General features: G+C 54.7%; 20 protein-coding genes, 3 tRNA genes and 3 rRNA genes. 17 read left to right on the top strand and 9 right to left on the bottom strand.

Translation table 11 applies throughout. The features are described from left to right. Positions 1-6: 6 nt before the first annotated feature. The 4 genes from accA (at position 7) to tilS (ending at position 5,026) form a co-directional block, all read left to right on the top strand. On the top strand, positions 7-966 hold the full coding sequence (gene accA, locus H7R76_RS19220) for an acetyl-CoA carboxylase carboxyl transferase subunit alpha (protein WP_106925590.1): 960 nt from the start codon (positions 7-9) through the stop codon (positions 964-966). Between the two features lie 104 nt (positions 967-1,070). After that, positions 1,071-3,224, top strand: a complete 2,154-nt coding sequence (locus H7R76_RS19215; RefSeq protein WP_182929428.1) for a lysine decarboxylase LdcC — start codon at positions 1,071-1,073, stop codon at positions 3,222-3,224. A gap of 47 nt (positions 3,225-3,271) precedes the next feature. Then, positions 3,272-3,661, top strand: a complete 390-nt coding sequence (locus tag H7R76_RS19210) for a VOC family protein (protein ID WP_106925594.1) — start codon at positions 3,272-3,274, stop codon at positions 3,659-3,661. 63 nt (positions 3,662-3,724) lie between these two features. Then, positions 3,725-5,026 (top strand): tRNA lysidine(34) synthetase TilS, encoded by a 1,302-nt coding sequence (tilS, locus tag H7R76_RS19205; RefSeq protein WP_182968041.1) that lies wholly within the window; start codon positions 3,725-3,727, stop codon positions 5,024-5,026. Between the two features lie 16 nt (positions 5,027-5,042). On the opposite strand, the gene rof is transcribed toward tilS, so the two are convergent. Next, positions 5,043-5,303 carry a Rho-binding antiterminator gene (gene rof / locus H7R76_RS19200; RefSeq protein WP_106925596.1) on the bottom strand — a complete coding sequence of 87 codons (261 nt, stop codon included), beginning with the start codon at positions 5,301-5,303 and terminating at the stop codon, positions 5,043-5,045. After that, on the bottom strand, positions 5,290-5,490 hold the full coding sequence (locus H7R76_RS19195; protein WP_106925598.1) for a YaeP family protein: 201 nt from the start codon (positions 5,488-5,490) through the stop codon (positions 5,290-5,292). Before H7R76_RS19195 ends, rof begins: the two co-directional genes overlap by 14 nt. A gap of 166 nt (positions 5,491-5,656) precedes the next feature. Between H7R76_RS19195 and H7R76_RS19190 the strand changes: the two genes are divergently transcribed. Genes H7R76_RS19190 through nlpE form a run of 3 tightly spaced genes read left to right on the top strand, consistent with a single transcriptional unit; the run spans position 5,657 to position 7,350 of the window. Then, a complete protein-coding gene (locus tag H7R76_RS19190; protein WP_182966149.1) occupies positions 5,657-6,202 on the top strand; it encodes a YaeQ family protein in 546 nt (181 codons plus the stop codon). Further along, positions 6,199-6,612: an alternative ribosome rescue aminoacyl-tRNA hydrolase ArfB gene (gene arfB / locus H7R76_RS19185; RefSeq protein ID WP_106925602.1), complete on the top strand. Its 414-nt coding sequence runs from the start codon at positions 6,199-6,201 to the stop codon at positions 6,610-6,612. The genes H7R76_RS19190 and arfB overlap by 4 nt, the downstream gene beginning before the upstream one ends. 36 nt (positions 6,613-6,648) lie before the next feature. After that, entirely contained in the window at positions 6,649-7,350 is a 702-nt protein-coding gene (nlpE, locus tag H7R76_RS19180) for an envelope stress response activation lipoprotein NlpE (protein WP_182966147.1), read from the top strand. A gap of 174 nt (positions 7,351-7,524) precedes the next feature. Here the strand turns inward: nlpE and proS are convergent, their stop codons facing one another. The 6 genes from proS to metN form a co-directional block, all read right to left on the bottom strand. Next, on the bottom strand, positions 7,525-9,243 hold the full coding sequence (proS, locus tag H7R76_RS19175; RefSeq protein WP_106925606.1) for a proline--tRNA ligase: 1,719 nt from the start codon (positions 9,241-9,243) through the stop codon (positions 7,525-7,527). A 113-nt stretch (positions 9,244-9,356) separates the two neighbouring features. After that, the gene (gene tsaA, locus H7R76_RS19170) at positions 9,357-10,064 is read right to left on the bottom strand and encodes a tRNA (N6-threonylcarbamoyladenosine(37)-N6)-methyltransferase TrmO (RefSeq protein ID WP_106925608.1); all 708 of its coding nucleotides are present in this window, start codon (positions 10,062-10,064) and stop codon (positions 9,357-9,359) included. Further along, positions 10,061-10,465 (bottom strand): envelope stress sensor lipoprotein RcsF, encoded by a 405-nt coding sequence (rcsF, locus tag H7R76_RS19165; RefSeq protein WP_106925610.1) that lies wholly within the window; start codon positions 10,463-10,465, stop codon positions 10,061-10,063. Before rcsF ends, tsaA begins: the two co-directional genes overlap by 4 nt. Positions 10,466-10,575: 110 nt before the next feature. Further along, positions 10,576-11,391, bottom strand: coding sequence for a methionine ABC transporter substrate-binding lipoprotein MetQ (gene metQ, locus H7R76_RS19160; RefSeq protein ID WP_182966145.1), 816 nt, complete (start codon positions 11,389-11,391; stop codon positions 10,576-10,578). A gap of 40 nt (positions 11,392-11,431) precedes the next feature. Further along, the gene (locus H7R76_RS19155; RefSeq protein ID WP_106925615.1) at positions 11,432-12,085 is read right to left on the bottom strand and encodes a methionine ABC transporter permease MetI; all 654 of its coding nucleotides are present in this window, start codon (positions 12,083-12,085) and stop codon (positions 11,432-11,434) included. Next, complete coding sequence (gene metN, locus H7R76_RS19150; RefSeq protein WP_106925617.1) at positions 12,078-13,109, bottom strand: methionine ABC transporter ATP-binding protein MetN; 1,032 nt, start codon at positions 13,107-13,109, stop codon at positions 12,078-12,080. The genes H7R76_RS19155 and metN overlap by 8 nt, the downstream gene beginning before the upstream one ends. A 188-nt stretch (positions 13,110-13,297) precedes the next feature. On the opposite strand from metN, the gene gmhB reads away from it, so the two are divergent. The 8 genes from gmhB (at position 13,298) to dkgB (ending at position 20,463) form a co-directional block, all read left to right on the top strand. Then, positions 13,298-13,861 (top strand): D-glycero-beta-D-manno-heptose 1,7-bisphosphate 7-phosphatase, encoded by a 564-nt coding sequence (gmhB, locus tag H7R76_RS19145; protein WP_106925619.1) that lies wholly within the window; start codon positions 13,298-13,300, stop codon positions 13,859-13,861. Positions 13,862-14,239: 378 nt separating this feature from the next. Continuing rightward, a 16S ribosomal RNA gene (locus H7R76_RS19140) occupies positions 14,240-15,778 on the top strand. Positions 15,779-15,848: 70 nt separating this feature from the next. After that, positions 15,849-15,925: transfer RNA gene (locus tag H7R76_RS19135), tRNA-Ile, on the top strand. Between the two features lie 38 nt (positions 15,926-15,963). After that, a tRNA-Ala gene (locus H7R76_RS19130) sits at positions 15,964-16,039 on the top strand. Positions 16,040-16,245: 206 nt separating this feature from the next. Then, positions 16,246-19,152: ribosomal RNA gene (locus H7R76_RS19125) — 23S ribosomal RNA — on the top strand. Positions 19,153-19,247: 95 nt separating this feature from the next. After that, positions 19,248-19,363 (top strand): 5S ribosomal RNA (rrf, locus tag H7R76_RS19120). Together the 16S, 23S and 5S rRNA genes with 3 tRNA genes alongside form the textbook arrangement of a ribosomal RNA operon. 55 nt (positions 19,364-19,418) lie before the next feature. Beyond that, positions 19,419-19,495, top strand: a tRNA-Asp gene (locus H7R76_RS19115). Between the two features lie 164 nt (positions 19,496-19,659). Beyond that, on the top strand, positions 19,660-20,463 hold the full coding sequence (gene dkgB, locus H7R76_RS19110; RefSeq protein WP_106930412.1) for a 2,5-didehydrogluconate reductase DkgB: 804 nt from the start codon (positions 19,660-19,662) through the stop codon (positions 20,461-20,463). Positions 20,464-20,525: 62 nt separating this feature from the next. Here the strand turns inward: dkgB and yafC are convergent, their stop codons facing one another. Beyond that, on the bottom strand, positions 20,526-21,413 hold the full coding sequence (gene yafC / locus H7R76_RS19105) for a DNA-binding transcriptional regulator YafC (protein WP_106930410.1): 888 nt from the start codon (positions 21,411-21,413) through the stop codon (positions 20,526-20,528). 104 nt (positions 21,414-21,517) lie between these two features. Here yafC and H7R76_RS19100 point away from each other — a divergent pair, with 104 nt between their 5' ends. Further along, the gene (locus H7R76_RS19100; RefSeq protein WP_182929422.1) at positions 21,518-22,693 is read left to right on the top strand and encodes an MFS transporter; all 1,176 of its coding nucleotides are present in this window, start codon (positions 21,518-21,520) and stop codon (positions 22,691-22,693) included. Positions 22,694-22,835: 142 nt separating this feature from the next. Then, positions 22,836-23,630, top strand: coding sequence for an endonuclease/exonuclease/phosphatase family protein (locus H7R76_RS19095; protein ID WP_106930406.1), 795 nt, complete (start codon positions 22,836-22,838; stop codon positions 23,628-23,630). The last annotated feature ends 53 nt before the right edge of the window (positions 23,631-23,683 follow it).

Here is a 23,683-nt window from a genome sequence, read left to right as displayed (position 1 = left end):
AATACTATGAGTCTGAATTTCCTTGATTTTGAACAGCCGATTGCAGAGCTGGAAGCGAAAATCGATTCTTTGACTGCGGTTAGCCGTCAGGATGAGAAACTGGATATTAATATCGACGAAGAAGTGCATCGTCTGCGTGAAAAAAGCGTAGAGCTGACGCGCAAAATCTTTGCCGATCTCGGCGCATGGCAGGTAGCCCAACTGGCGCGCCATCCGCAGCGCCCGTACACCCTGGATTATGTCCGTCTGGCGTTTGATGAGTTTGACGAACTGGCCGGCGATCGCGCCTATGCTGACGATAAAGCTATCGTTGGTGGTATCGCACGCCTGGACGGTCGCCCGGTGATGATCATTGGTCATCAGAAAGGCCGTGAAACTAAAGAAAAAATCCGTCGTAACTTCGGCATGCCGGCACCGGAAGGCTACCGTAAAGCGCTGCGCCTGATGGAAATGGCGGAACGCTTCAACATGCCGATTGTGACCTTCATCGACACTCCAGGGGCTTACCCGGGCGTCGGCGCAGAAGAGCGCGGCCAGTCTGAAGCGATTGCCCGCAACCTGCGCGAAATGTCACGCCTGAGCGTGCCGGTTATCTGTACCGTTATCGGTGAGGGTGGCTCCGGCGGCGCGCTGGCAATTGGTGTGGGCGATAAAGTGAATATGCTGCAGTACAGCACCTATTCCGTTATCTCTCCGGAAGGCTGCGCCTCTATTCTGTGGAAAAGCGCCGACAAAGCGCCGCTGGCCGCAGAAGCGATGGGCATCATCGCCCCGCGTCTGAAAGAGCTGAAGCTGATTGACTCCATCATCCCGGAACCGCTGGGTGGCGCCCATCGTAACCCGGAAGTGATGGCGGCCTCGCTGAAAGCACAGCTGCTGGCTGACCTGGCCGATCTCGATGTGCTGAGCAAAGAAGATCTGCTGAACCGTCGCTATCAGCGCCTGATGAGCTACGGTTACGCGTAAGCCATTCGTAAGACGTTCCTGAAAAGGGCCACAGTTTGTGGCCCTTTTTTATTCCCCTCGTTCTAGCTGCGCTATGATAGGTACAGAATTTCCAGGAGGAACGCATGAATATTATCGCCATTATGGGGCCGCACGGCGTCTACTACAAAGATGAGCCCATCAAGGAGCTGGAACAGGCGCTGTTGGCGCAAGGCTTCAAAATTATCTGGCCGCAAAATAGTGCCGACCTGCTGAAGTTTATCGAGCACAACCCGCGTATCTGTGGGGTGATTTTTGACTGGGATGAATACAGCGTCGATCTGTGCGGTGAGATTAATCAGCTCAATGAATATCTACCGCTTTATGCCTTTATCAATAACCATTCGACGATGGACGTCAGCGCACACGACATGCGCATGGCGCTGTGGTTCTTTGAGTATGCGCTGGGTCAGGCTGACGATATCGCGACGCGTATTCGCCAGTACACCAACGAATACCTGGATAACATTACGCCGCCGTTTACCAAAGCGCTGTTCACCTATGTGACAGAAGGCAAGTACACTTTCTGTACGCCGGGGCACATGGCGGGAACGGCCTATCAAAAAAGCCCGGTAGGCTGCCTGTTTTATGATTTCTTCGGTGCCAATACGCTGAAAGCCGACGTGTCGATTTCGGTGACGGAGCTGGGTTCCCTGTTGGATCACACCGGCCCGCACCTCGAGGCGGAGGAGTACATTGCCCGCACCTTTGGCGCCGAGCAAAGCTATATGGTGACGAACGGTACCTCAACGTCGAACAAAATCGTTGGGATGTATGCGGCGCCGAGCGGCAGTACGCTGTTGATTGACCGTAATTGTCACAAGTCGTTAGCGCACCTGCTGATGATGAGCGACGTGGTGCCGCTGTGGCTGAAACCGACGCGTAACGCGCTGGGTATCCTTGGCGGTATCCCCAAGCGTGAGTTTACTCGCGATAGCCTGCAGCAAAAGGTCAATACGACCGACGGCGCGCAGTGGCCGGTGCACGCCGTGATCACCAACTCGACCTATGACGGGCTGCTGTATAACACCAATTGGATCAAACAGACGCTCGACGTGCCGTCGATTCACTTTGACTCGGCCTGGGTACCGTACACCCACTTTCATCCCATTTACCAGGGGAAAAGCGGCATGAGCGGCGATCGCGTGCCGGGGAAAGTGTTCTTCGAAACCCAGTCGACCCACAAGATGCTGGCGGCGCTATCGCAGGCGTCGTTAATTCACATCAAGGGCGACTACGACGAAGACACCTTTAACGAAGCCTTTATGATGCATACCTCTACCTCGCCAAGTTACCCGATCGTCGCTTCGATCGAGACGGCTGCGGCGATGCTGCGCGGCAACCCGGGTAAAAGGCTGATTAACCGCTCGGTAGAGCGCGCGCTGCATTTCCGTAAAGAGGTACAGCGGCTGCGTGAAGAGTCCGACAGCTGGTTCTTTGATATCTGGCAGCCCGAGCAGATAGATCAGGCCGAGTGCTGGCCGGTATCGCCAGGGGAAGACTGGCACGGTTTCAGCGATGCGGATGCCGACCATATGTTCCTCGATCCGGTAAAAGTCACGATTCTGACGCCGGGGATGGATGAACAGGGCAATATGAGCGATGAGGGGATCCCGGCGGCGCTGGTGGCGAAATACCTTGATGAGCACGGCGTGGTGGTCGAGAAAACGGGGCCGTATAACCTGCTGTTCTTGTTCAGCATTGGGATTGATAAAACCCGGGCAATGGGGCTGCTGCGCGGGCTGACGGAGTTTAAACGCGCTTACGATCTCAATCTGCGGGTGAAGAATATGCTGCCGGATCTTTATGCTGAAGATCCTGATTTTTATCGCAATATGCGTATTCAGGATCTGGCTCAGGGGATCCACCGTCTGATTCGTCAGCACGACCTGCCGCGCCTGATGCTGCGCGCCTTTGACGTGCTGCCGGAAATGAAGCTCACGCCGCACCGCGCGTGGCAGCGGCAAATCAAAGGCGACGTCGAAACCGTTGCGCTGGAAGATCTGGTGGGGCGTATCTCGGCCAATATGATCCTGCCGTACCCGCCGGGCGTGCCGTTGCTGATGCCGGGTGAGATGATCACCGAACAGAGCCGATCGGTGCTCGATTTCCTGCTGATGCTCTGTTCGATCGGGCGACATTATCCGGGCTTTGAAACCGATATCCACGGAGCAAAACGCGATGAAAACGGGGTCTACCGGGTGAGAGTCCTAAAAGAGAGTCAGGGGCTTGCGCGATAACGCCCGGCGCGGGTAACGTGCTGAGAAACGGTTAACGGAGAGACAGGATGCTGGGACTAAAACAGATTCATCACATTGCGATTATTGGCACCGACTACGCGAAAAGTAAGGCTTTCTACTGCAATATTCTCGGCTTTACCCTGCAAAGCGAGGTGTATCGAGAAGCGCGCGATTCGTGGAAGGGTGATCTCGCGCTAAACGGCCAGTACGTGATTGAGCTGTTTTCTTTCCCGTTCCCGCCCGCGCGGCCCAGCCGCCCGGAGGCCTGCGGGCTGCGCCATCTGGCCTTTAGCGTTGCGGATATCGACGCTTCGGTGGCGCATCTGGAGGCGCACGGGGTTGCCTGTGAGGCGATTCGCGTCGATCCGTACACCGGCAAGCGCTTTACCTTTTTCACCGATCCTGACGGCCTGCCGCTGGAACTCTACCAGCAGTAAGGCTTGCCAGCGACCGTCCGGCCCGGTAACGTGCCGGGCGAGACTTTTCACGACACGATAACGATGACGCCATCTTCTCTCGAACAGCAGCTTTCCCCCCATCGCCAGTTTCTGGTGGCATTTAGCGGCGGGCTGGACTCAACGGTTTTGTTACATCAGTTGGTGTGCTGGCAACGACAGAACCCAGGCGTTACCCTGCGCGCCATTCATATTCACCACGGCATCAGCCCGCACGCCGATAGCTGGGTCGCACACTGTCAACGGGTGTGCGACGAGTGGCAGGTGCCTCTGGCGGTTACCCGCGTCACGCTGACCGGGCAAGGGGCAGGGCTCGAGGCCGAAGCCAGAGAGGCACGCTACCGGGCGTTTCGTGAGGCATTGCGGCCCGGAGAAGTGTTGCTGACGGCGCAGCATCTGGACGATCAGAGTGAAACGCTGCTGCTGGCGCTTAAGCGCGGCAGCGGGCCTGCCGGGCTGTCGGCCATGCCGCGGCGCGCGGCCTTTGCCGGTACTCAACTTATTCGTCCTTTGCTGAATGAAAGCCGCGCTGCGCTGCTAGGCTGGGCGCAGCAGCACGGGCTGTGTTGGATTGAGGACGAGAGCAATCAGGATGATGCCTACGATCGGAACTTCCTGCGTCTGCGCGTTTTACCGCTGCTGAATGCCCGCTGGCCGCACTTTGCCGACGCGGCGGCGCGGAGTGCGGCGCTGTGCGGTGAGCAGGAGCAACTGCTGGATGAACTGTTGGCCGACGAGCTTGCTCACCTGCTTTCAGAAACGGGCGCGCTGGCGATTAATCCGCTATACGACATGAGCGGGCCAAAGCGTGCGGCATTACTGCGGCGCTGGCTTTCCCACCATGGTGCCGCGATGCCGTCGCGCGAGATGCTGGCGCGGCTGTGGCAGGAGGTCGCGTTAGCGCGTGAAGATGCCGCACCGCGTCTACGTCTGGGGAACTTTGAGGTGCGCCGCTTTCAGCAGCAGCTGTGGTGGGTGCAAGCGCATGAGGGGCAGAGTGGAACGACGTTAGCCTGGGTCAGCCCCGATAAGCCGCTGGATTTGCCGGACGGCCTTGGGCGAGTGAGCCTGATCCCGGGGGGCGAGATTCGACCTCCACGCGCCGACGAGCCGGTTTCTATTCGCTTTAAAGCCCTCGGAATGCTGCATATTGTTGGTCGTCACGGCGGGCGCAAGCTGAAAAAAATCTGGCAAGAGCTCGAGGTACCGCCATGGCAGCGCGATACCACGCCGCTGCTGTTTTATGGTGACACATTGATTGCGGCTGCGGGGCGGTTTGTTACGCTGGATGGGAAGCGTGAAAGCGGAGAAGGGCTACAGTTTTGCTGGCAAAAAACGGGCAGCTGAGCTGCCCGTTTCGCTATTATGACTCGCTGACAACCACGGTGCCGATCTGAGGGTGGCTGAAGCTGGCAATCCGATCGAGACGGAGTTCGCGCTGTTCTCCCGCGTTGTCGACGACCAGATACTCCACGTTCTTACGCGAGAGCAGATCGTGGGCTTTGGCTTGCAGTACTTCGCCATCTTTCAGTTGCAGAGAGAGGACGAGGTGGTGCTGGCAGGCAAGCTCAAGGTTGTCATAGTCATCACAGTTGATGGGTTGATAAGTATCATTCATTGACATAATCGCTCACCAGTAAGTTTGCCGCCGCGTACGCGGCTTTTTCCCTGACTGACTCCGACACGGCGTCATCCGCCGCAACGTCGTTCAAAACTTTCAGTACACAGCCTAGCGCATCCGGGATATACCCTAAATCACCGCTCGCAATTTCGGCGTAGCGTTGGCGAATCAACTCACAATAGTTGCCCACATGCCCTCCTGTCAGCGCTTCAATTAAGCCTATGAAGATAATCTCTGTTTAGCAAGGTGACTATATCACACTCATTTAAGCAATATCAGCGGGATGAGCGGCGGCAGGCGCGCCTTTTGGCGTTGATTTCGTTACAATGACCACCATTTTTTGCAGGAGTTTAGCCATGGCGCTGAAAGCAACGATTTATAAAGCAGTGGTCAACGTCGCAGATATCGACCGTAGCCAGTTCCTGGACGCGTCCTTAACCCTCGCGCGCCACCCGTCCGAAACCCAGGAGCGTATGATGCTGCGCCTGCTGGCGTGGATTAAGTATGCCGATGAACGGCTGCAGTTTACCCGCGGGCTCTCTTCTGACGATGAACCGGAGGTCTGGCTGCGTAACGATCATCTGGGCATCGATCTGTGGATTGAACTGGGGCTGCCGGACGAACGGCGGATCAAAAAAGCCTGTAGCCTGGCGCAAGAGGTGGTGTTGTTCACCTATAATAGTCGTGCCGCAGAGATTTGGTGGCAGCAGAATCAGAGCAAAATGGCAGGCTTTAAAAACCTTAGTATCTGGTATCTCGACGATGAACAACTGGCGAAGCTTAGCGCATTTGCCGAGCGTACGATGACGCTGCAAGCGACCCTTCAGGAAGGCGCAATCTGGCTATCTGATGCTCAGAATAATCTGGAAATTCATCTGACGCCGTGGCAAATCACGGCATGATTACGCTTTCCCGGCAGGTGAGCATTCCGGAGGATGAGCTGACAATCACCGCTATCCGGGCGCAGGGCGCGGGCGGACAGCATGTGAATAAGACCTCAACGGCTATTCACCTGCGTTTTGACATCCGTGCCTCAAGCCTGCCAGAGTATTACAAAACGCGTTTGCTTGAGGCCAGCCATCACTTAATTTCTGCTGATGGTGTGATTATCATTAAGGCGCAGGAGCACCGTAGCCAGGAGATGAATCGCGAAGCAGCGCTTGCCAGGCTGGTGGCGGTGATCCAGACGTTAACCGCAGAACAAAAAAGCCGACGCCCCACGCGCCCGACCCGCGCGTCAAAAGAGCGGCGGCTGAATTCAAAAGCGCAGAAATCTTCGGTGAAGTCCTTGCGCGGGAAAGTTCGCTACTAAGCCGGACGTGGATGTAATAACAATAAGGAATTGAGGGTGAAAAAAGCGATATTAGCCATTGCGGCGACGGGAATGCTGTTCGGCCTGTTCGGGTGTAACCATTCGGAAGTGACTGCCCTCAAGCCGACGCAGCAGGCGGAGTTAACGCCGATGCAGCAGAGCTGGCGCGGCGTATTGCCATGCGCTGATTGCGAAGGCATTGAGACCTCGCTGTTCCTCGAGAAGGACGGTACCTGGGTCATGAATGAACGCTATCAGGGCGTGCGCCGCGAACCGTCGTCATTTGGTTCTTACGGTACCTGGGCGCGTACTGCCGACAAGCTGGTCCTGACCGACAGCCAGGGCGAAAAATCGTACTATCGGGTGAAAGGCGAAAAGCTGGAGATGCTTGACCGTCAAGGTAACCCGATCCAATCGAAGCTGAACTATACGCTGGAGCCCGCGAAGGCCAGCCTGCCGACCACGCCGATAGCGATGCGCGGCATGTACTTCTATATGGCGGACGCGGCGACGTTCACCGACTGTGCAACAGGCCAGCGCCTGGCGGTTGCCAACAATGCCCAGCTGGAACGCGATTATGCCGCGGCGCAGGGCAGCAGTAGCCAGCCGATTCTGCTGGTGGTGGAGGGGCACTTTACCCTTGAGCACAACCCGGATACCGGCGCGATGGTCAAAACGCTAGCGACCGATAAAGCCGGGACATTCTCGCCGGGTAAAGACTGTACCAGCGTGAAATAACGGTATCTGTAGGCCTGATAAGCGTAGCGCCATCAGGCAATTTGGTTCCGCTTGCCGGATGGCGGCGTAAACGCCTTATCCGGCCAGCTATCATAAAAAAGCCTCGCAAATGCGAGGCTTTTTTTGTCGCCCGAACCAGGCGTTAAAGCCTGGTTCGGGAGGGCACCGAGCGGATTAGCCCTTAATCGCTTTCAGCAGATAATCGACGATGTCGCCGGTTTTAATCAGCTGTTTCTCGCCGTTACGACGGTATTTGTATTCGATATCGTCGTTGTCGAGGTTACGGTCGCCCAGCACGATGGTGTGCGGAATACCGATCAGTTCCATATCGGCGAACATCACGCCCGGACGCTCTTTACGGTCGTCCATCAACACGTCAATTCCGTGCGCGCGCAGCTCTGCGTACAGTTTCTCCGCCAGCTCTTGTACACGGTAGGATTTGTGCATGTTCATTGGCAGAATGGCGACCTGGAACGGGGCGATGGCGTCAGGCCATACGATGCCGCGATCGTCAAAGTTCTGCTCAATAGCGGCCGCCACCACGCGAGTCACCCCGATACCGTAGCAGCCCATGGTCAGCGTCTGGTTACGCCCGTCTTCGCCCTGTACCGAGGCCTTCATGGCTTCAGAGTACTTGGTACCCAGCTGGAAGATGTGACCGACTTCGATGCCGCGTTTGATCATCAGCGTGCCTTTGCCATCCGGGCTCGGGTCACCGGCGACCACGTTACGGATGTCTGCCACTTCCGGCGTCGCCACGTCGCGATCCCAGTTGATGCCAAAGTAGTGCTTACCGTCGATGTTCGCACCGGCGGCAAAGTCGCTCATTGCGGCAACGGTACGGTCGATGATAACCGGAATCGGCAGATTGACCGGGCCCAGAGAGCCCGGACCTGCGTTGACCAGCGCACGAATTTCTTCTTCGGTCGCGAAGGTCAGCGGGCTGGCAACCTGCGGCAGTTTTTCCGCTTTGACTTCGTTCAGCTCGTGATCGCCGCGAACCAGCAGGGCAATCAGCGGAGACTTGCTGTCTTCTACCGCTTTCACCAGCAGGGTTTTCACTGTTTTTTCGATTGGCAGGTTGAACTGCTCAACCAGCTCGGCGATGGTTTTTGCGTTTGGCGTATCAACCAGGCTCATTTCCTGGGTCGCCGCCGCGCGCGGTTCTTTCGGTGCAAGCGCTTCGGCAAATTCAATGTTGGCCGCGTAGTCGGAGGAGTCAGAGAAGATCACGTCATCTTCGCCGCTCTGCGCCAGCACCTGGAATTCATGAGAGGCATTGCCGCCGATGGAGCCGGTGTCAGCCTGTACCGCACGGAAATCCAGACCCATACGGCTGAAGATTTTGCTGTACGCGGCGTACATGGCGTCGTAGGTTTCCTGCAGCGATTCCTGAGAGGTATGGAAAGAGTAGGCATCTTTCATCAGGAATTCGCGCGAACGCATCACGCCAAAGCGCGGGCGTACTTCGTCACGGAATTTAGTCTGGATCTGATAGAAGTTCAGCGGCAGCTGTTTGTAAGAGCTCAGCTCGTTACGAATCAGGTCGGTGATGACTTCTTCGTGCGTTGGGCCGAGAACGAAAGAACGGTCACCGCGGTCAGCAATGCGCAGCAGCTCCGGGCCATACTGTTCCCAACGGCCGCTCTCTTCCCACAGTTCGGAAGGCTGAACCACCGGCATTAACACCTCGATCGCACCGGCGTTGTTCATCTCTTCACGCACGATGTTTTCGACTTTTTTCAGGACGCGCACGCCGGTCGGCAGCCAGGTATATAACCCGGAGGCCAGCTTGCGGATCATCCCGGCGCGCAGCATCAGCTGGTGGCTGATGACTTCGGCGTCGGCAGGCGTCTCCTTCAGAGTGGAGAGCAGGTATTGGCTAGTACGCATGTTGTTACGGTTCCAGTTGGACGACAGAACAGGCTCCAGATGAGCCTGGTACAAAACAAAAGTGGTTTAGTTTACCAGCGAGAAAGGGATGTCAAAAGAGTACGCGACGCAAATTAGCGGGCTTCCAGCGCAAAGACCTCAAATCCTGACGGCGTGACGCGCCAGCGGACGTTAAAGTCCAGCAGCCAGACGGCGTAGGTTTTGCCTTCTTCCTCATTTTTACGATAGGCAGGACGCGGGTCCTGCGCCAGCACTTCGGCAATAAACTGGCGAAGGCGCGGGTAGCGCGTTTCCAGCCCGAGCAACTGCTGGGTAATGTCTTCGCTGAAGCTGACGTTTACGCCGGCCTGAGGCGCATCCTGTGCATAGCTGGCACGCGCGTCGGGTAGCGCCTCGGCAAACGGCAGATACGGTTTGATATCAACGACCGGCGTACCGTCGACGAGATCCAGCCCGCCCAGTTCGAGAATCACATGCTCTTTATGGCAGCGAATGCCCCGCAGTTCGACCAGCGACATCCCGATGGGGTTGGGACGGAAGGTGGAGCGGGTTGCAAACACGCCCATTCGTGCGTTGCCGCCGAGACGGGGAGGACGCACCGTCGGGCGCCAGCCGCCTTCCATCGTTTGATGAAAGACAAACAGCACCCACAGGTGACTGAAGTCTTCCAGGCCGCGTACGGCATCGGCCTGGTTGTAAGGGGCAAGCAGGTGCAGCTCGCCGCTACAGCTTTTGACCAGGCCCGGTTGACGCGGCACGGCAAACTTCTCTTTATAAGGAGAGCGGATAACGCCTATTTGCTCGAAGGAGAAGTGGCTCATTTCGCGCTAACGTTGAGGGCCGACCCGATGCAAACCGCCTGACGATAGCAGCCCGGAGCACCGCTGGTCACTTCGCAGCTGTGCAGCAGTACCGCGTTTGCCTTCATTTTAGAGGCATTGATCTGCATACGCTTGCGCGCCGTTGGGATGTTCGGCGGTGAATCCTGGTTAGTTGCCTGGCAAGAGTCACCGGACACTTCGCCTAAGTCGCGGAACGGTTTACCGACCAGATCCTCGGCGTTGGTAATAATGCGTACCGGCGTCGCGCGCGGCGCTTTGGGTTTCGCGGTCTCCGTTTTGACGGGGGTCGCTGTGCTTTGAACGGGTTCAACAGGAGATCTGTTTAGCATGGAGCAGCCACCTAACAGGAGTGCTAATAAACAGACCGGTAAAGCACGCATAGTAATTCCTCTATAAAGGGTAGACCAGGGGGCTATTGAATCAGGTGCTTGCATAAATGACAAGACGGGCATGCGCCCGTCTTGAAAGATACTGCGGAGGGGGAAGGCGATTACCAGCCTTTAACCGCACCGCCGTTAAAGATTTTGTTCGCCGCTTCGTACACTTCGTCAGACTGGTAAGCCTGAACGAATTTCTTCACGTTTTCCGCGTCTTTGTTGTCTTCGCGAGTCACGATCATGTTGACGTACGGAGAGTCTTTACCTTCAACGAAAATACCGTCTTTTGCCGGGGTCAGGTTGATCTGGCTAGCGTAGGTGGTGTTGATGACGGCCAGCGCAATCTGCGCATCGTCCAGGGAACGCGGCAGCTGCGGCGCTTCCAGTTCAACAATCTTCAGGTTTTTCGGGTTCTCTACGATGTCCAGAGAGGTCGGCAGCAGGCCAACGCCGTCTTTCAGTTTGATCAGACCTTCTTTTTGCAGCAGCAGCAGGGAACGGCCGAGGTTAGTCGGGTCGTTAGGCACTGCAATCTGGGAGCCCGGCTGCAGCTCGTCCAGGGATTTGATTTTTTTAGAGTAGCTAGCAATCGGATACACGAAGGTGTTACCCACGGAAACCAGCTTGTAGCCACGGTCTTTGATCTGCTGATCGAGGTACGGTTTATGCTGGAAGGCGTTGGCGTCAATATCGCCTTTGCTCAGCGCTTCGTTCGGCAGCACGTAGTCGTTGAAGGTCACCAGTTCAACGTCCAGGCCGTATTTTTCTTTCGCGACTTTCTGTGCGACTTCAGCAACCTGCTGTTCCGCACCGACGATCACGCCGACTTTAATATGGTTTGGATCTTTCTCGTCCTGGCCGCAACCAACAAGTGCCAGAGAACCAATCAGGGCTCCAACTGCCGCAAAGGTTTTAAAATTGAACGCCATGCTTATTTCCTTAAACTTTTAAGTTGTGTTGTGTGTAACGCTATTTATGAGTGACTGCCCGGACGATACGATCGCCAGATAGTTGAATTAAATAAACCAGAACGACCAGCAATACCAGAACTGTATTCATTACGACCGCATTATAGCCAATGTAGCCGTACTGATAGCCAATCTGCCCCAGACCGCCGGCACCAACGGCACCGCCCATCGCTGAGTAGCCGACCAGGGTAATCAGGGTAATGGTTGCCGCGTTCACCAGGCCCGGCAGCGCTTCCGGCAGCAGGACTTTACGCACGATCTGCATCGGCGTCGCGCCCATTGCGCGGGAGGCTTCAATCAGCCCGGTGGGGATTTCCAGCAGGGCGTTCTCGACCATGCGGGCGATAAACGGCGCAGCGCCGACCGTCAGAGGGACAATTGCCGCCTGCAGACCGATGGATGTGCCCACGATCACGCGGGTAAACGGGATCATCCATACCAACAGGATAATAAACGGAATAGAACGGAAGATATTCACCAGCGCAGAGAGGACGCGGTAGAGCTTGCCATTCTCAATGATTTGCCCTGGACGCGTGGTATAAAGAAGCACGCCGACCGGCAGACCAATCACAAAGCCGAAAAAGCCCGACACAAACGTCATGGCCAGCGTTTCCCAGACGCCGCGCGCCAGTAACCACATCATGGCCTCAGACATAACCCAATACCTCTACTTTTACATGGTGTTGCTGCAGCCAGGCGATGGCTGCCTGCGTATCTTCTGGCGCGCCGTGCATTTCAGTCAGCATAATGCCGAACTTCACGCCGCCCGCGTAATCCATCTGCGCGCTAATAATGTTGTTGTTTACGTTAAAGCGGCGTGCGGTTTCCGACAGCAGCGGAGCGTCGACCGAATGGCCGGTAAACTCCATCCGCAGCATCGGTACGCTGTCGGTGAACGGTTCCGCCTTAAGACGCGCCTGATAATCTTCCGGAATATCGAGGTGCAGCGTGGACTGAATAAACTGCTGCGCCAGCGGCGTTTTCGGATGAGAAAAGACTTCGCTCACCGTATCCTGCTCGATAAGCTCGCCGTTGCTGATGACTGCCACGCAGTCACAGATGCGCTTCACCACGTCCATTTCATGAGTGATGAGCAGAATCGTCAGACCCAGGCGGCGGTTAATGTCTTTCAGCAGTTCGAGGATGGCGCGAGTGGTCGCCGGATCCAGCGCGCTGGTGGCTTCATCGCACAGCAGCACTTTCGGGTTACTGGCTAACGCACGGGCAATCGCCACGCGCTGCTTCTGACCACCGGACAGGTTTGCCGGGTAGCTATCGTGCTTATCGCTCAGACCAACGAGGTCCAGCAGCTCAGTGACGCGACGCTTCACTTCATCTTTAGGGGTGTTGTCGAGCTCGAGCGGCAGCGCAACGTTGCCAAATACCGTGCGTGAAGAGAGCAGGTTAAAGTGCTGGAAAATCATGCCAATCTGGCGACGAGCTTTTGTCAGCGCCGATTCGGACAGCGCCGTCAGTTCCTGGCCGTCAACCTGCACGCTGCCATCAGTAGGACGTTCGAGCAGGTTAACGCAGCGAATCAGCGTACTTTTACCGGCACCGGATGCGCCAATGACGCCATAAATTTGTCCCGCAGGCACGTGCAGGCTAACGTTGTTTAACGCCTGAATAGTGCGGTGGCCCTGCTGGAACACTTTGGTGATATTCGAAAGTTTAATCATTAGATTATTTATTATCGGTTAGGAGTTATCCGCGGCATTTTGTTCTGCCCTGGACGGGCGATGACCGTCAACAAAACGGATGTTAAGGCATCTAGACGTCTAAATCAATCTGATTTATGCGATCGACGCTTTCTTGCCTGTCGAAACATGCGATACTAAGCACACATGCCTTATTCAGGAGCAACACGGTGGCAAAGTCCGTACCCGCTATTTTTCTCGATCGTGATGGCACGATTAATGTCGATCATGGCTACGTTCATGAAATAGATGCGTTTGAGTTTATTGATGGCGTCATTGACGCGATGCGTGAATTAAAAGAGATGGGCTACGCCCTGGTTCTGGTGACCAACCAGTCGGGTATTGCTCGCGGGAAATTTACCGAAGCGCAGTTTGAAACGCTGACGGAATGGATGGACTGGTCGCTTGCCGACCGCGGTGTCGATCTGGACGGTATCTATTATTGCCCGCATCATCCGCAGGGAACAGTAGAAGAGTATCGTCAGGTGTGTGATTGCCGTAAACCGCATCCGGGTATGCTGAAGTCGGCACAGGACTATCTGCACATTGATATGGCTTCTTCTTATATGGTTGGCGATAAAGTTGAAGATATGCAGGCAGCCGCTGCGGCGGGCGTAGGCACGAAAGTATTGGTGCGCACCGGTAAGCCGGTCACCGAAGACGCCGAAAAAGCCGCAGATTGGGTGATTAATAGTCTGGCGGACCTGCCTGCAGCCATCAAAAAGCGGAAATAATCGACAAAAAGGTGAAAAGGTGAGCGGTTGAAAGAAAAATGCATTTTCCCTCTTGTCAGCCAGAATAAACTCCCTATAATGCGCCTCCACTGACACGGAACAACGGATTACAAGCCGCCGGGTCAGCGAGGTTCTCCTGAGAATCTCGGCGGAGAAAAGCGAAATTAAACGCTTGACTCTGAAAGAGGAAAGCGTAATATACGCCACCTCGCAACAGTGAGCGAAAGCCGTGTTGCACTGCTCTTTAACAATTTATCAGACAATCTGTGTGGGCACTCGAAGATACGGATTCTTAACGTCGCAAGACGAAAAATGAATACCAAGTCTCTGAGTGAACACGTAATTCATTACGAAGTTTAATTCACGAGCATCAAACTTAAATTGAAGAGTTTGATCATGGCTCAGATTGAACGCTGGCGGCAGGCCTAACACATGCAAGTCGAACGGTAGCACAGAGAGCTTGCTCTTGGGTGACGAGTGGCGGACGGGTGAGTAATGTCTGGGAAACTGCCCGATGGAGGGGGATAACTACTGGAAACGGTAGCTAATACCGCATAACGTCGCAAGACCAAAGTGGGGGACCTTCGGGCCTCACACCATCGGATGTGCCCAGATGGGATTAGCTAGTAGGTGGGGTAACGGCTCACCTAGGCGACGATCCCTAGCTGGTCTGAGAGGATGACCAGCCACACTGGAACTGAGACACGGTCCAGACTCCTACGGGAGGCAGCAGTGGGGAATATTGCACAATGGGCGCAAGCCTGATGCAGCCATGCCGCGTGTATGAAGAAGGCCTTCGGGTTGTAAAGTACTTTCAGCGAGGAGGAAGGCATTAAGGTTAATAACCTTAGTGATTGACGTTACTCGCAGAAGAAGCACCGGCTAACTCCGTGCCAGCAGCCGCGGTAATACGGAGGGTGCAAGCGTTAATCGGAATTACTGGGCGTAAAGCGCACGCAGGCGGTTTGTTAAGTCAGATGTGAAATCCCCGGGCTCAACCTGGGAACTGCATTTGAAACTGGCAAGCTTGAGTCTCGTAGAGGGGGTAGAATTCCAGGTGTAGCGGTGAAATGCGTAGAGATCTGGAGGAATACCGGTGGCGAAGGCGGCCCCCTGGACGAAGACTGACGCTCAGGTGCGAAAGCGTGGGGAGCAAACAGGATTAGATACCCTGGTAGTCCACGCCGTAAACGATGTCTATTTGGAGGTTGTTCCCTTGAGGAGTGGCTTCCGGAGCTAACGCGTTAAATAGACCGCCTGGGGAGTACGGCCGCAAGGTTAAAACTCAAATGAATTGACGGGGGCCCGCACAAGCGGTGGAGCATGTGGTTTAATTCGATGCAACGCGAAGAACCTTACCTACTCTTGACATCCAGAGAACTTAGCAGAGATGCTTTGGTGCCTTCGGGAACTCTGAGACAGGTGCTGCATGGCTGTCGTCAGCTCGTGTTGTGAAATGTTGGGTTAAGTCCCGCAACGAGCGCAACCCTTATCCTTTGTTGCCAGCGGTTCGGCCGGGAACTCAAAGGAGACTGCCAGTGATAAACTGGAGGAAGGTGGGGATGACGTCAAGTCATCATGGCCCTTACGAGTAGGGCTACACACGTGCTACAATGGCATATACAAAGAGAAGCGACCTCGCGAGAGCAAGCGGACCTCATAAAGTATGTCGTAGTCCGGATTGGAGTCTGCAACTCGACTCCATGAAGTCGGAATCGCTAGTAATCGTAGATCAGAATGCTACGGTGAATACGTTCCCGGGCCTTGTACACACCGCCCGTCACACCATGGGAGTGGGTTGCAAAAGAAGTAAGTAGCTTAACCTTCGGGAGGGCGCTTACCACTTTGTGATTCATGACTGGGGTGAAGTCGTAACAAGGTAACCGTAGGGGAACCTGCGGTTGGATCACCTCCTTACCTTAAAGAAACGTTCTTTGAAGTGCTCACACAGATTGTCTGATGAAAAATAGCAGTAAAGAATCTCTGCAGGCTTGTAGCTCAGGTGGTTAGAGCGCACCCCTGATAAGGGTGAGGTCGGTGGTTCAAGTCCACTCAGGCCTACCAAATTCGTCCCGCGAATTTGAGGGAGATTCATAAACGATGGGGCTATAGCTCAGCTGGGAGAGCGCCTGCTTTGCACGCAGGAGGTCTGCGGTTCGATCCCGCATAGCTCCACCATCTTTACTGCAACAATACAAGAAAACTTCAGAGTGTACCTGAAAAGGTTCACTGCGAAGTTTTGCTCTTTAAAAATCTGGATCAAGCTGAAAATTGAAACGACACACTGTGTCTGTTCTCCGTAATAAGAACAGATAAGCGGTGTGTTCGAGTCTCTCAAATTTTCGCAACACGGTGGTGTTTTACGAAACATCTTCGGGTTGTGAGGTTAAGCGACTAAGCGTACACGGTGGATGCCCTGGCAGTCAGAGGCGATGAAGGACGTGCTAATCTGCGATAAGCGTCGGTAAGGTGATATGAACCGTTATAACCGGCGATTTCCGAATGGGGAAACCCAGTGTGATTCGTCACACTATCATTACGTGAATACATAGCGTAATGAAGCGAACCGGGGGAACTGAAACATCTAAGTACCCCGAGGAAAAGAAATCAACCGAGATTCCCCCAGTAGCGGCGAGCGAACGGGGAACAGCCCAGAGTCTGAATCAGCTTGTGTGTTAGTGGAACGGTCTGGAAAGTCCGACGGTACAGGGTGATAGTCCCGTACACCAAAATGCACAGGTTGTGAACTCGAAGAGTAGGGCGGGACACGTGGTATCCTGTCTGAATATGGGGGGACCATCCTCCAAGGCTAAATACTCCTGACTGACCGATAGTGAACCAGTACCGTGAGGGAAAGGCGAAAAGAACCCCGGCGAGGGGAGTGAAAAAGAACCTGAAACCGTGTACGTACAAGCAGTGGGAGCCTCTTTATGGGGTGACTGCGTACCTTTTGTATAATGGGTCAGCGACTTATATTCTGTAGCAAGGTTAACCGAATAGGGGAGCCGAAGGGAAACCGAGTCTTAACTGGGCGTTAAGTTGCAGGGTATAGACCCGAAACCCGGTGATCTAGCCATGGGCAGGTTGAAGGTTGGGTAACACTAACTGGAGGACCGAACCGACTAATGTTGAAAAATTAGCGGATGACTTGTGGCTGGGGGTGAAAGGCCAATCAAACCGGGAGATAGCTGGTTCTCCCCGAAAGCTATTTAGGTAGCGCCTCGTGAACTCATCTTCGGGGGTAGAGCACTGTTTCGGCTAGGGGGTCATCCCGACTTACCAACCCGATGCAAACTGCGAATACCGAAGAATGTTATCACGGGAGACACACGGCGGGTGCTAACGTCCGTCGTGAAGAGGGAAACAACCCAGACCGCCAGCTAAGGTCCCAAAGTCACAGTTAAGTGGGAAACGATGTGGGAAGGCTCAGACAGCCAGGATGTTGGCTTAGAAGCAGCCATCATTTAAAGAAAGCGTAATAGCTCACTGGTCGAGTCGGCCTGCGCGGAAGATGTAACGGGGCTAAACTGTGCACCGAAGCTGCGGCAGCGACACTATGTGTTGTTGGGTAGGGGAGCGTTCTGTAAGCCGTTGAAGGTGTCCTGTGAGGGGTGCTGGAGGTATCAGAAGTGCGAATGCTGACATAAGTAACGATAATGCGGGTGAAAAACCCGCACGCCGGAAGACCAAGGGTTCCTGTCCAACGTTAATCGGGGCAGGGTGAGTCGACCCCTAAGGCGAGGCCGAAAGGCGTAGTCGATGGGAAACAGGTTAATATTCCTGTACTTGGTGTTACTGCGAAGGGGGGACGGAGAAGGCTATGTTAGCCGGGCGACGGTTGTCCCGGTTTAAGCATGTAGGCGGGAAGTTTAGGTAAATCCGGACTTCTTTTAACGCTGAGGTGTGATGACGAGGTACTACGGTACTGAAGTAACAAATGCCCTGCTTCCAGGAAAAGCCTCTAAGCATCAGGTAACATCAAATCGTACCCCAAACCGACACAGGTGGTCAGGTAGAGAATACCAAGGCGCTTGAGAGAACTCGGGTGAAGGAACTAGGCAAAATGGTGCCGTAACTTCGGGAGAAGGCACGCTGATATGTAGGTGAAGTGGTTTACCCATGGAGCTGAAATCAGTCGAAGATACCAGCTGGCTGCAACTGTTTATTAAAAACACAGCACTGTGCAAACACGAAAGTGGACGTATACGGTGTGACGCCTGCCCGGTGCCGGAAGGTTAATTGATGGGGTTAGCGGCAACGCGAAGCTCTTGATCGAAGCCCCGGTAAACGGCGGCCGTAACTATAACGGTCCTAAGGTAGCGAAATTCCTTGTCGGGTAAGTTCCGACCTGCACGAATGGCGTAATGATGGCCAGGCTGTCTCCACCCGAGACTCAGTGAAATTGAACTCGCTGTGAAGATGCAGTGTACCCGCGGCAAGACGGAAAGACCCCGTGAACCTTTACTATAGCTTGACACTGAACACTGGTCCTTGATGTGTAGGATAGGTGGGAGGCTTTGAAGCGCGGACGCCAGTTCGTGTGGAGCCAACCTTGAAATACCACCCTTTAATGGCTGGTGTTCTAACGTAGACCCGTAATCCGGGTTGCGGACAGTGTCTGGTGGGTAGTTTGACTGGGGCGGTCTCCTCCTAAAGAGTAACGGAGGAGCACGAAGGTTAGCTAATCCTGGTCGGACATCAGGAGGTTAGTGCAAAGGCATAAGCTAGCTTGACTGCGAGAGTGACGGCTCGAGCAGGTGCGAAAGCAGGTCTTAGTGATCCGGTGGTTCTGAATGGAAGGGCCATCGCTCAACGGATAAAAGGTACTCCGGGGATAACAGGCTGATACCGCCCAAGAGTTCATATCGACGGCGGTGTTTGGCACCTCGATGTCGGCTCATCACATCCTGGGGCTGAAGTAGGTCCCAAGGGTATGGCTGTTCGCCATTTAAAGTGGTACGCGAGCTGGGTTTAGAACGTCGTGAGACAGTTCGGTCCCTATCTGCCGTGGGCGCTGGAGAATTGAGGGGGGCTGCTCCTAGTACGAGAGGACCGGAGTGGACGCATCACTGGTGTTCGGGTTGTCATGCCAATGGCATTGCCCGGTAGCTAAATGCGGAAGAGATAAGTGCTGAAAGCATCTAAGCACGAAACTTGCCCCGAGATGAGTTCTCCCTGACCCTTTAAGGGTCCTGAAGGAACGTTAAAGACGATGACGTTGATAGGCTGGGTGTGTAAGTGTAGCGATACATTGAGCTAACCAGTACTAATGAACCGTGAGGCTTAACCTTACAACGCCGAAGATGTTTTGGCGAAATTGAGACGATTTTCAGCATTGATTACAGATTAGATTAACCGGCGAAAAGCGGGTTAATAACAGAATTTGCCTGGCGGCCGTAGCGCGGTGGTCCCACCTGACCCCATGCCGAACTCAGAAGTGAAACGCCGTAGCGCCGATGGTAGTGTGGGGTCTCCCCATGCGAGAGTAGGGAACTGCCAGGCATCAAATTGCAGTAAACCGGGATGAATAATCCGGGTAGTGACAAAGAAATTCGGTGGAGCGGTAGTTCAGTCGGTTAGAATACCTGCCTGTCACGCAGGGGGTCGCGGGTTCGAGTCCCGTCCGTTCCGCCACTTATTAAGAGCCCTGAGCATTTGCTCTGGGCTTTTTTCTTTGTCTTGCATTCAATTATTGCTGTTTTAGCAAAAATCCTCTGCATTTCTCGCCCTTTTTCTCAATCCTCTCGTTCGTCATACTGGTTTCAACTAACCCATACTGATAAATAAAGAGGAAGATCATGACAATCCCTGCATTGGGCCTCGGCACTTTCCGCCTGAAAGATGACGTTGTTATCGCATCCGTAAAAACGGCGCTGGAGCTGGGCTATCGCGCGATCGATACCGCACAAATTTATGATAATGAAGCGGCTATTGGTCAGGCGATTGCTGAAAGCGGCGTAGCGCGCAGCGAGCTGTTTATTACCACTAAAATCTGGACCGAGAACCTCGGTAAAGACAAGCTGATTACCAGCCTGCAAGAGAGCCTGCAAAAACTACGAACTGACTATGTCGATTTGACGCTGATCCACTGGCCGTCGCCGAATGACACGGTTGCGGTTGAAGAGTTTATGGCTGCGCTGCTGGAAGCCAGGACGCTGGGTCTGACTCGCCAGATTGGTATCTCTAACTTCACCATTCCGCTGATGGAACGCGCAATTGCCGCCGTAGGCGCAGACAACATTGCGACGAACCAGATTGAGCTGTCACCTTTCCTACAGAATCGTAAAGTGGTGGACTGGGCCGCTGAGCACGGTATCCACATTACGTCCTACATGACGCTGGCTTATGGTAAGGCGCTGAAAGATGAAACGATTGCCGCGATTGCTGCGAAACATCACGCCACGCCAGCGCAGGTGATCCTCTCCTGGGCTATTGGAGAAGGGTACGCGGTGATTCCATCATCAACCAAGCGCGAAAACCTGGCCAGCAACCTGTTGGCGCTGACCTTAACGCTCGATGCTGAAGATAAACTGGCGATTGCCGCACTGGAGTGCAATGACCGTCTGGTCAGCCCAGAAGGCCTGGCACCACAGTGGGATTGATCCTGCTTCTGCCTTAACCCTCAAACGACCCTCGATAAGCCCGGACGAACTACGCGTCTGGGCTATTTTTTGACATATTCGCTAAGAAAATCAATAAATGCCCGAATTCGTGTGCTCACCGCCCGGTCACTGTAGTAGACCGCGCTAAAGGGCATCTCAACGGGTAGACGCTTATCGGCCAGCAGCTCAACAAACTCCCCGCTGGCAATCTCCTTATCCACCATAAAGTCCGACAGGCAGGCAATACCGTTACCGTGCAGGCACAGCTGCTTGATGGTTTCACCGCTATTGGATGAAATGCCGCAGCTAATCTCCATAAACTGACCGTCACAGCAGTAGACCGGCCACGTGTTAAGAGAAGAGGGCTCGGTGAATCCCAGACACAGGTGTTCCTTCAGATCGATGACGCTCTCAGGCTTGCCATGACGGGCAATGTACTCCGGCGAGGCGACGATTTTTCGATAGCTGCTAAACAGCGGACGCGCGCGCAGACTGGAGTCACTCAATGTGCCAGCGCGAATGGCAACATCGACCTTGCGCTCAATCAGATTGATAAATGTCTCTGAAGAGACCAGCGACAGCGTCACCTCCGGGTACCGTTCACGGAAGGGCTGAACCAGCGGCATCAGCAAATGTAGCATCACCGGCGTGGCGGCGTCGACGCGCAGCAGCCCGCGTGGCGTATTACGCGTATCCAGCAGCTCCGTCTCGGCGGCGGCCATTTCCTGTAGTACCACCTGCATACGGCGGAAATAGCGCTCTCCCTCTTCGGTCAGGCTAAGCTGGCGCGTCGTACGGTTGAGCAGGCTTACGCCAAGCTTGGATTCCAGCTTTTTAACCGCGCGGCTTACCGCCGAGTTAGCCTGGCCCAATTGCTCGGCTGCCCGGCTGAAGCTACCGCTTTCCACGACGGCGACAAAAATGGCGATCTCTTCTGATGTGGCTCTCATTGTTGCACCTGAAGCAAAATTCTATTGAGATTTTGAATATTTTTGTTATTTAAACACCACGGCATACTACGTGTCATCTTAATACTGATGATGTGGAGTTAATTATGCCGCTGGCGCTACTTGCCTTAACGATCAGTGCCTTTGCAATTGGCACAACCGAATTTGTGATTGTCGGCCTGGTCCCGACGATCGCCGAACAGCTGGCTATCTCGTTGCCTTCCGCCGGGATGCTGGTTTCAATTTATGCGCTGGGTGTTGCTATCGGGGCGCCGGTGCTCACCGCTTTGACCGGCAAACTGCCGCGCAAACAGCTGCTGCTGGCGTTAATGGTACTGTTTACCGTTGGTAACCTGCTGGCCTGGCAGGCGCCGGGATACGCCACACTGGTGGTTGCACGCCTGCTGACCGGGCTTGCTCATGGTGTGTTCTTCTCCATCGGCTCAACGATAGCTACCAGTCTGGTACCGAAAGAGAAAGCGGCCTCGGCAATTGCAATAATGTTCGGCGGGTTGACCGTTGCATTGGTGACAGGCGTTCCGCTGGGCACCTTTATTGGCCAGCATTTTGGCTGGCGCGAGACCTTCCTTGCCGTTTCTATGCTGGGCGTGATTGCACTGATCGCTAGCGCCGTGCTGGTTCCGCGGAATATCCCAAGCCGCGCGCCTGCCAGCTTAGCCGACCAGATGAAAGTGCTGACTCACCCGCGTTTGCTGATGATCTATGCGATCACCGCACTGGGCTACGGTGGCGTCTTTACCGCCTTTACCTTCCTGGCACCGATGATGCAAAACCTCGCAGGCTTTACGCCAAACGCGGTGAGCTGGATCCTGCTAGGCTACGGTGTCGCGGTTGCCGTGGGCAACATCTGGGGGGGAAAACTGGCCGATAAACACGGTGCGGTGCCGGCGCTGAAATTTATCTTTGCTGCATTGGCCGCACTGCTGATTGTATTCCAGTTCACCGCCTCTATTCAGTATGCAGCACTGGCAACGGTGCTGGTGATGGGCGTCTTTGCCTTTGGCAACGTGCCTGGACTGCAGGTCTACGTCGTGCAAAAAGCGGAAGAGTACACGCCTGCTGCCGTTGACGTTGCTTCTGGTCTGAATATTGCCGCCTTCAACGTCGGTATTGCGCTGGGGTCTGTCGTCGGCGGGCAAACCGTTGAACATTATGGCCTCGCACAGACTCCGTGGATTGGCGCATTGATTGTGGTGGTGGCGCTGCTGCTGACCGCCCTGAGCGGCCGTCTGGATAAACCCGTCCGCGTGGCGCTAGGCTAGGATTATCTCAGTAAGCGCAGGCTTACATAAGTTCACCTGGCTTTATCACAAATAGCGTTGAAACCGCGGGCAAAAGCCCCTATAACTGAGGGACCCTCCTGGAATCAGGTGGGTTCTTTGGTTATTGAGGTTATAAAAGAAAGTGCGAAAAAATACCTACGCCATGCGCTACATCGCCGGACAACCCGCGGAGCGGATCCTACCGCCGCCGGGGGCGTATTCCGGGCTGAGCGAGGCGTTATCGGTGGGTAAGCCGTTAAGCACTGAAGAGAATATTCGCATCCTGGTGTGGAATATCTTTAAACAGCAGCGTGCAGAATGGCTGTCGGTGCTGAATAAGTACGGCAAAGATGCGCATCTGGTGTTACTTCAGGAGGCGCAAACAACGCCTGAGCTAGTGAAGTTTGCAACCACTAACTATCTGGCGGCCGATCAGGTCCCGGCGTTCGCACTGCCTCATCATCCTTCTGGCGTCATGACGCTGTCTGCCGCTCAGCCCGTTTACTGCTGCCCGCTGCGCGAACGTGAGCCTATTCTGCGGCTGGCGAAATCAGCGTTAGTAACCGTTTACCCACTTCCCGACTCACGCCTGCTGATGGTCGTGAACATCCATGCCGTGAACTTTAGCCTTGGCGTCGATGTTTACAGCAAGCAGCTGATGCCCATTGGCGAGCAAATTGCGTTGCATAACGGCCCGGTGATTATGGCCGGTGATTTTAACGCCTGGAGCCGCCCACGCATGAATGCGCTGTATCGATTTGCACGTGATATGTCGCTACGCCCGGTGTATTTCGATGATGATCAGCGCCGTCGCGCGTTTGGACGCCCGCTCGATTTTGTCTTTTACCGAGGGTTGAATGTGACAGAGGCTTCTGTGCTGGTGACCCGCGCATCGGACCATAATCCGTTGATTGTAGAATTTAGCCCGAGCAGATAGGGCAAGAGACATAAAAAAAGGCACCGGGGAAGACGGTGCCTTTTTTATTGTTT

The organism is Klebsiella sp. WP8-S18-ESBL-06 (genome assembly GCF_014169755.1).
Classification (GTDB): domain Bacteria; phylum Pseudomonadota; class Gammaproteobacteria; order Enterobacterales; family Enterobacteriaceae; genus Kluyvera; species Kluyvera ascorbata_B.
Note: the sequence above shows the minus strand (reverse complement) of the source record. Positions and strands in the feature narration are given on the sequence as shown.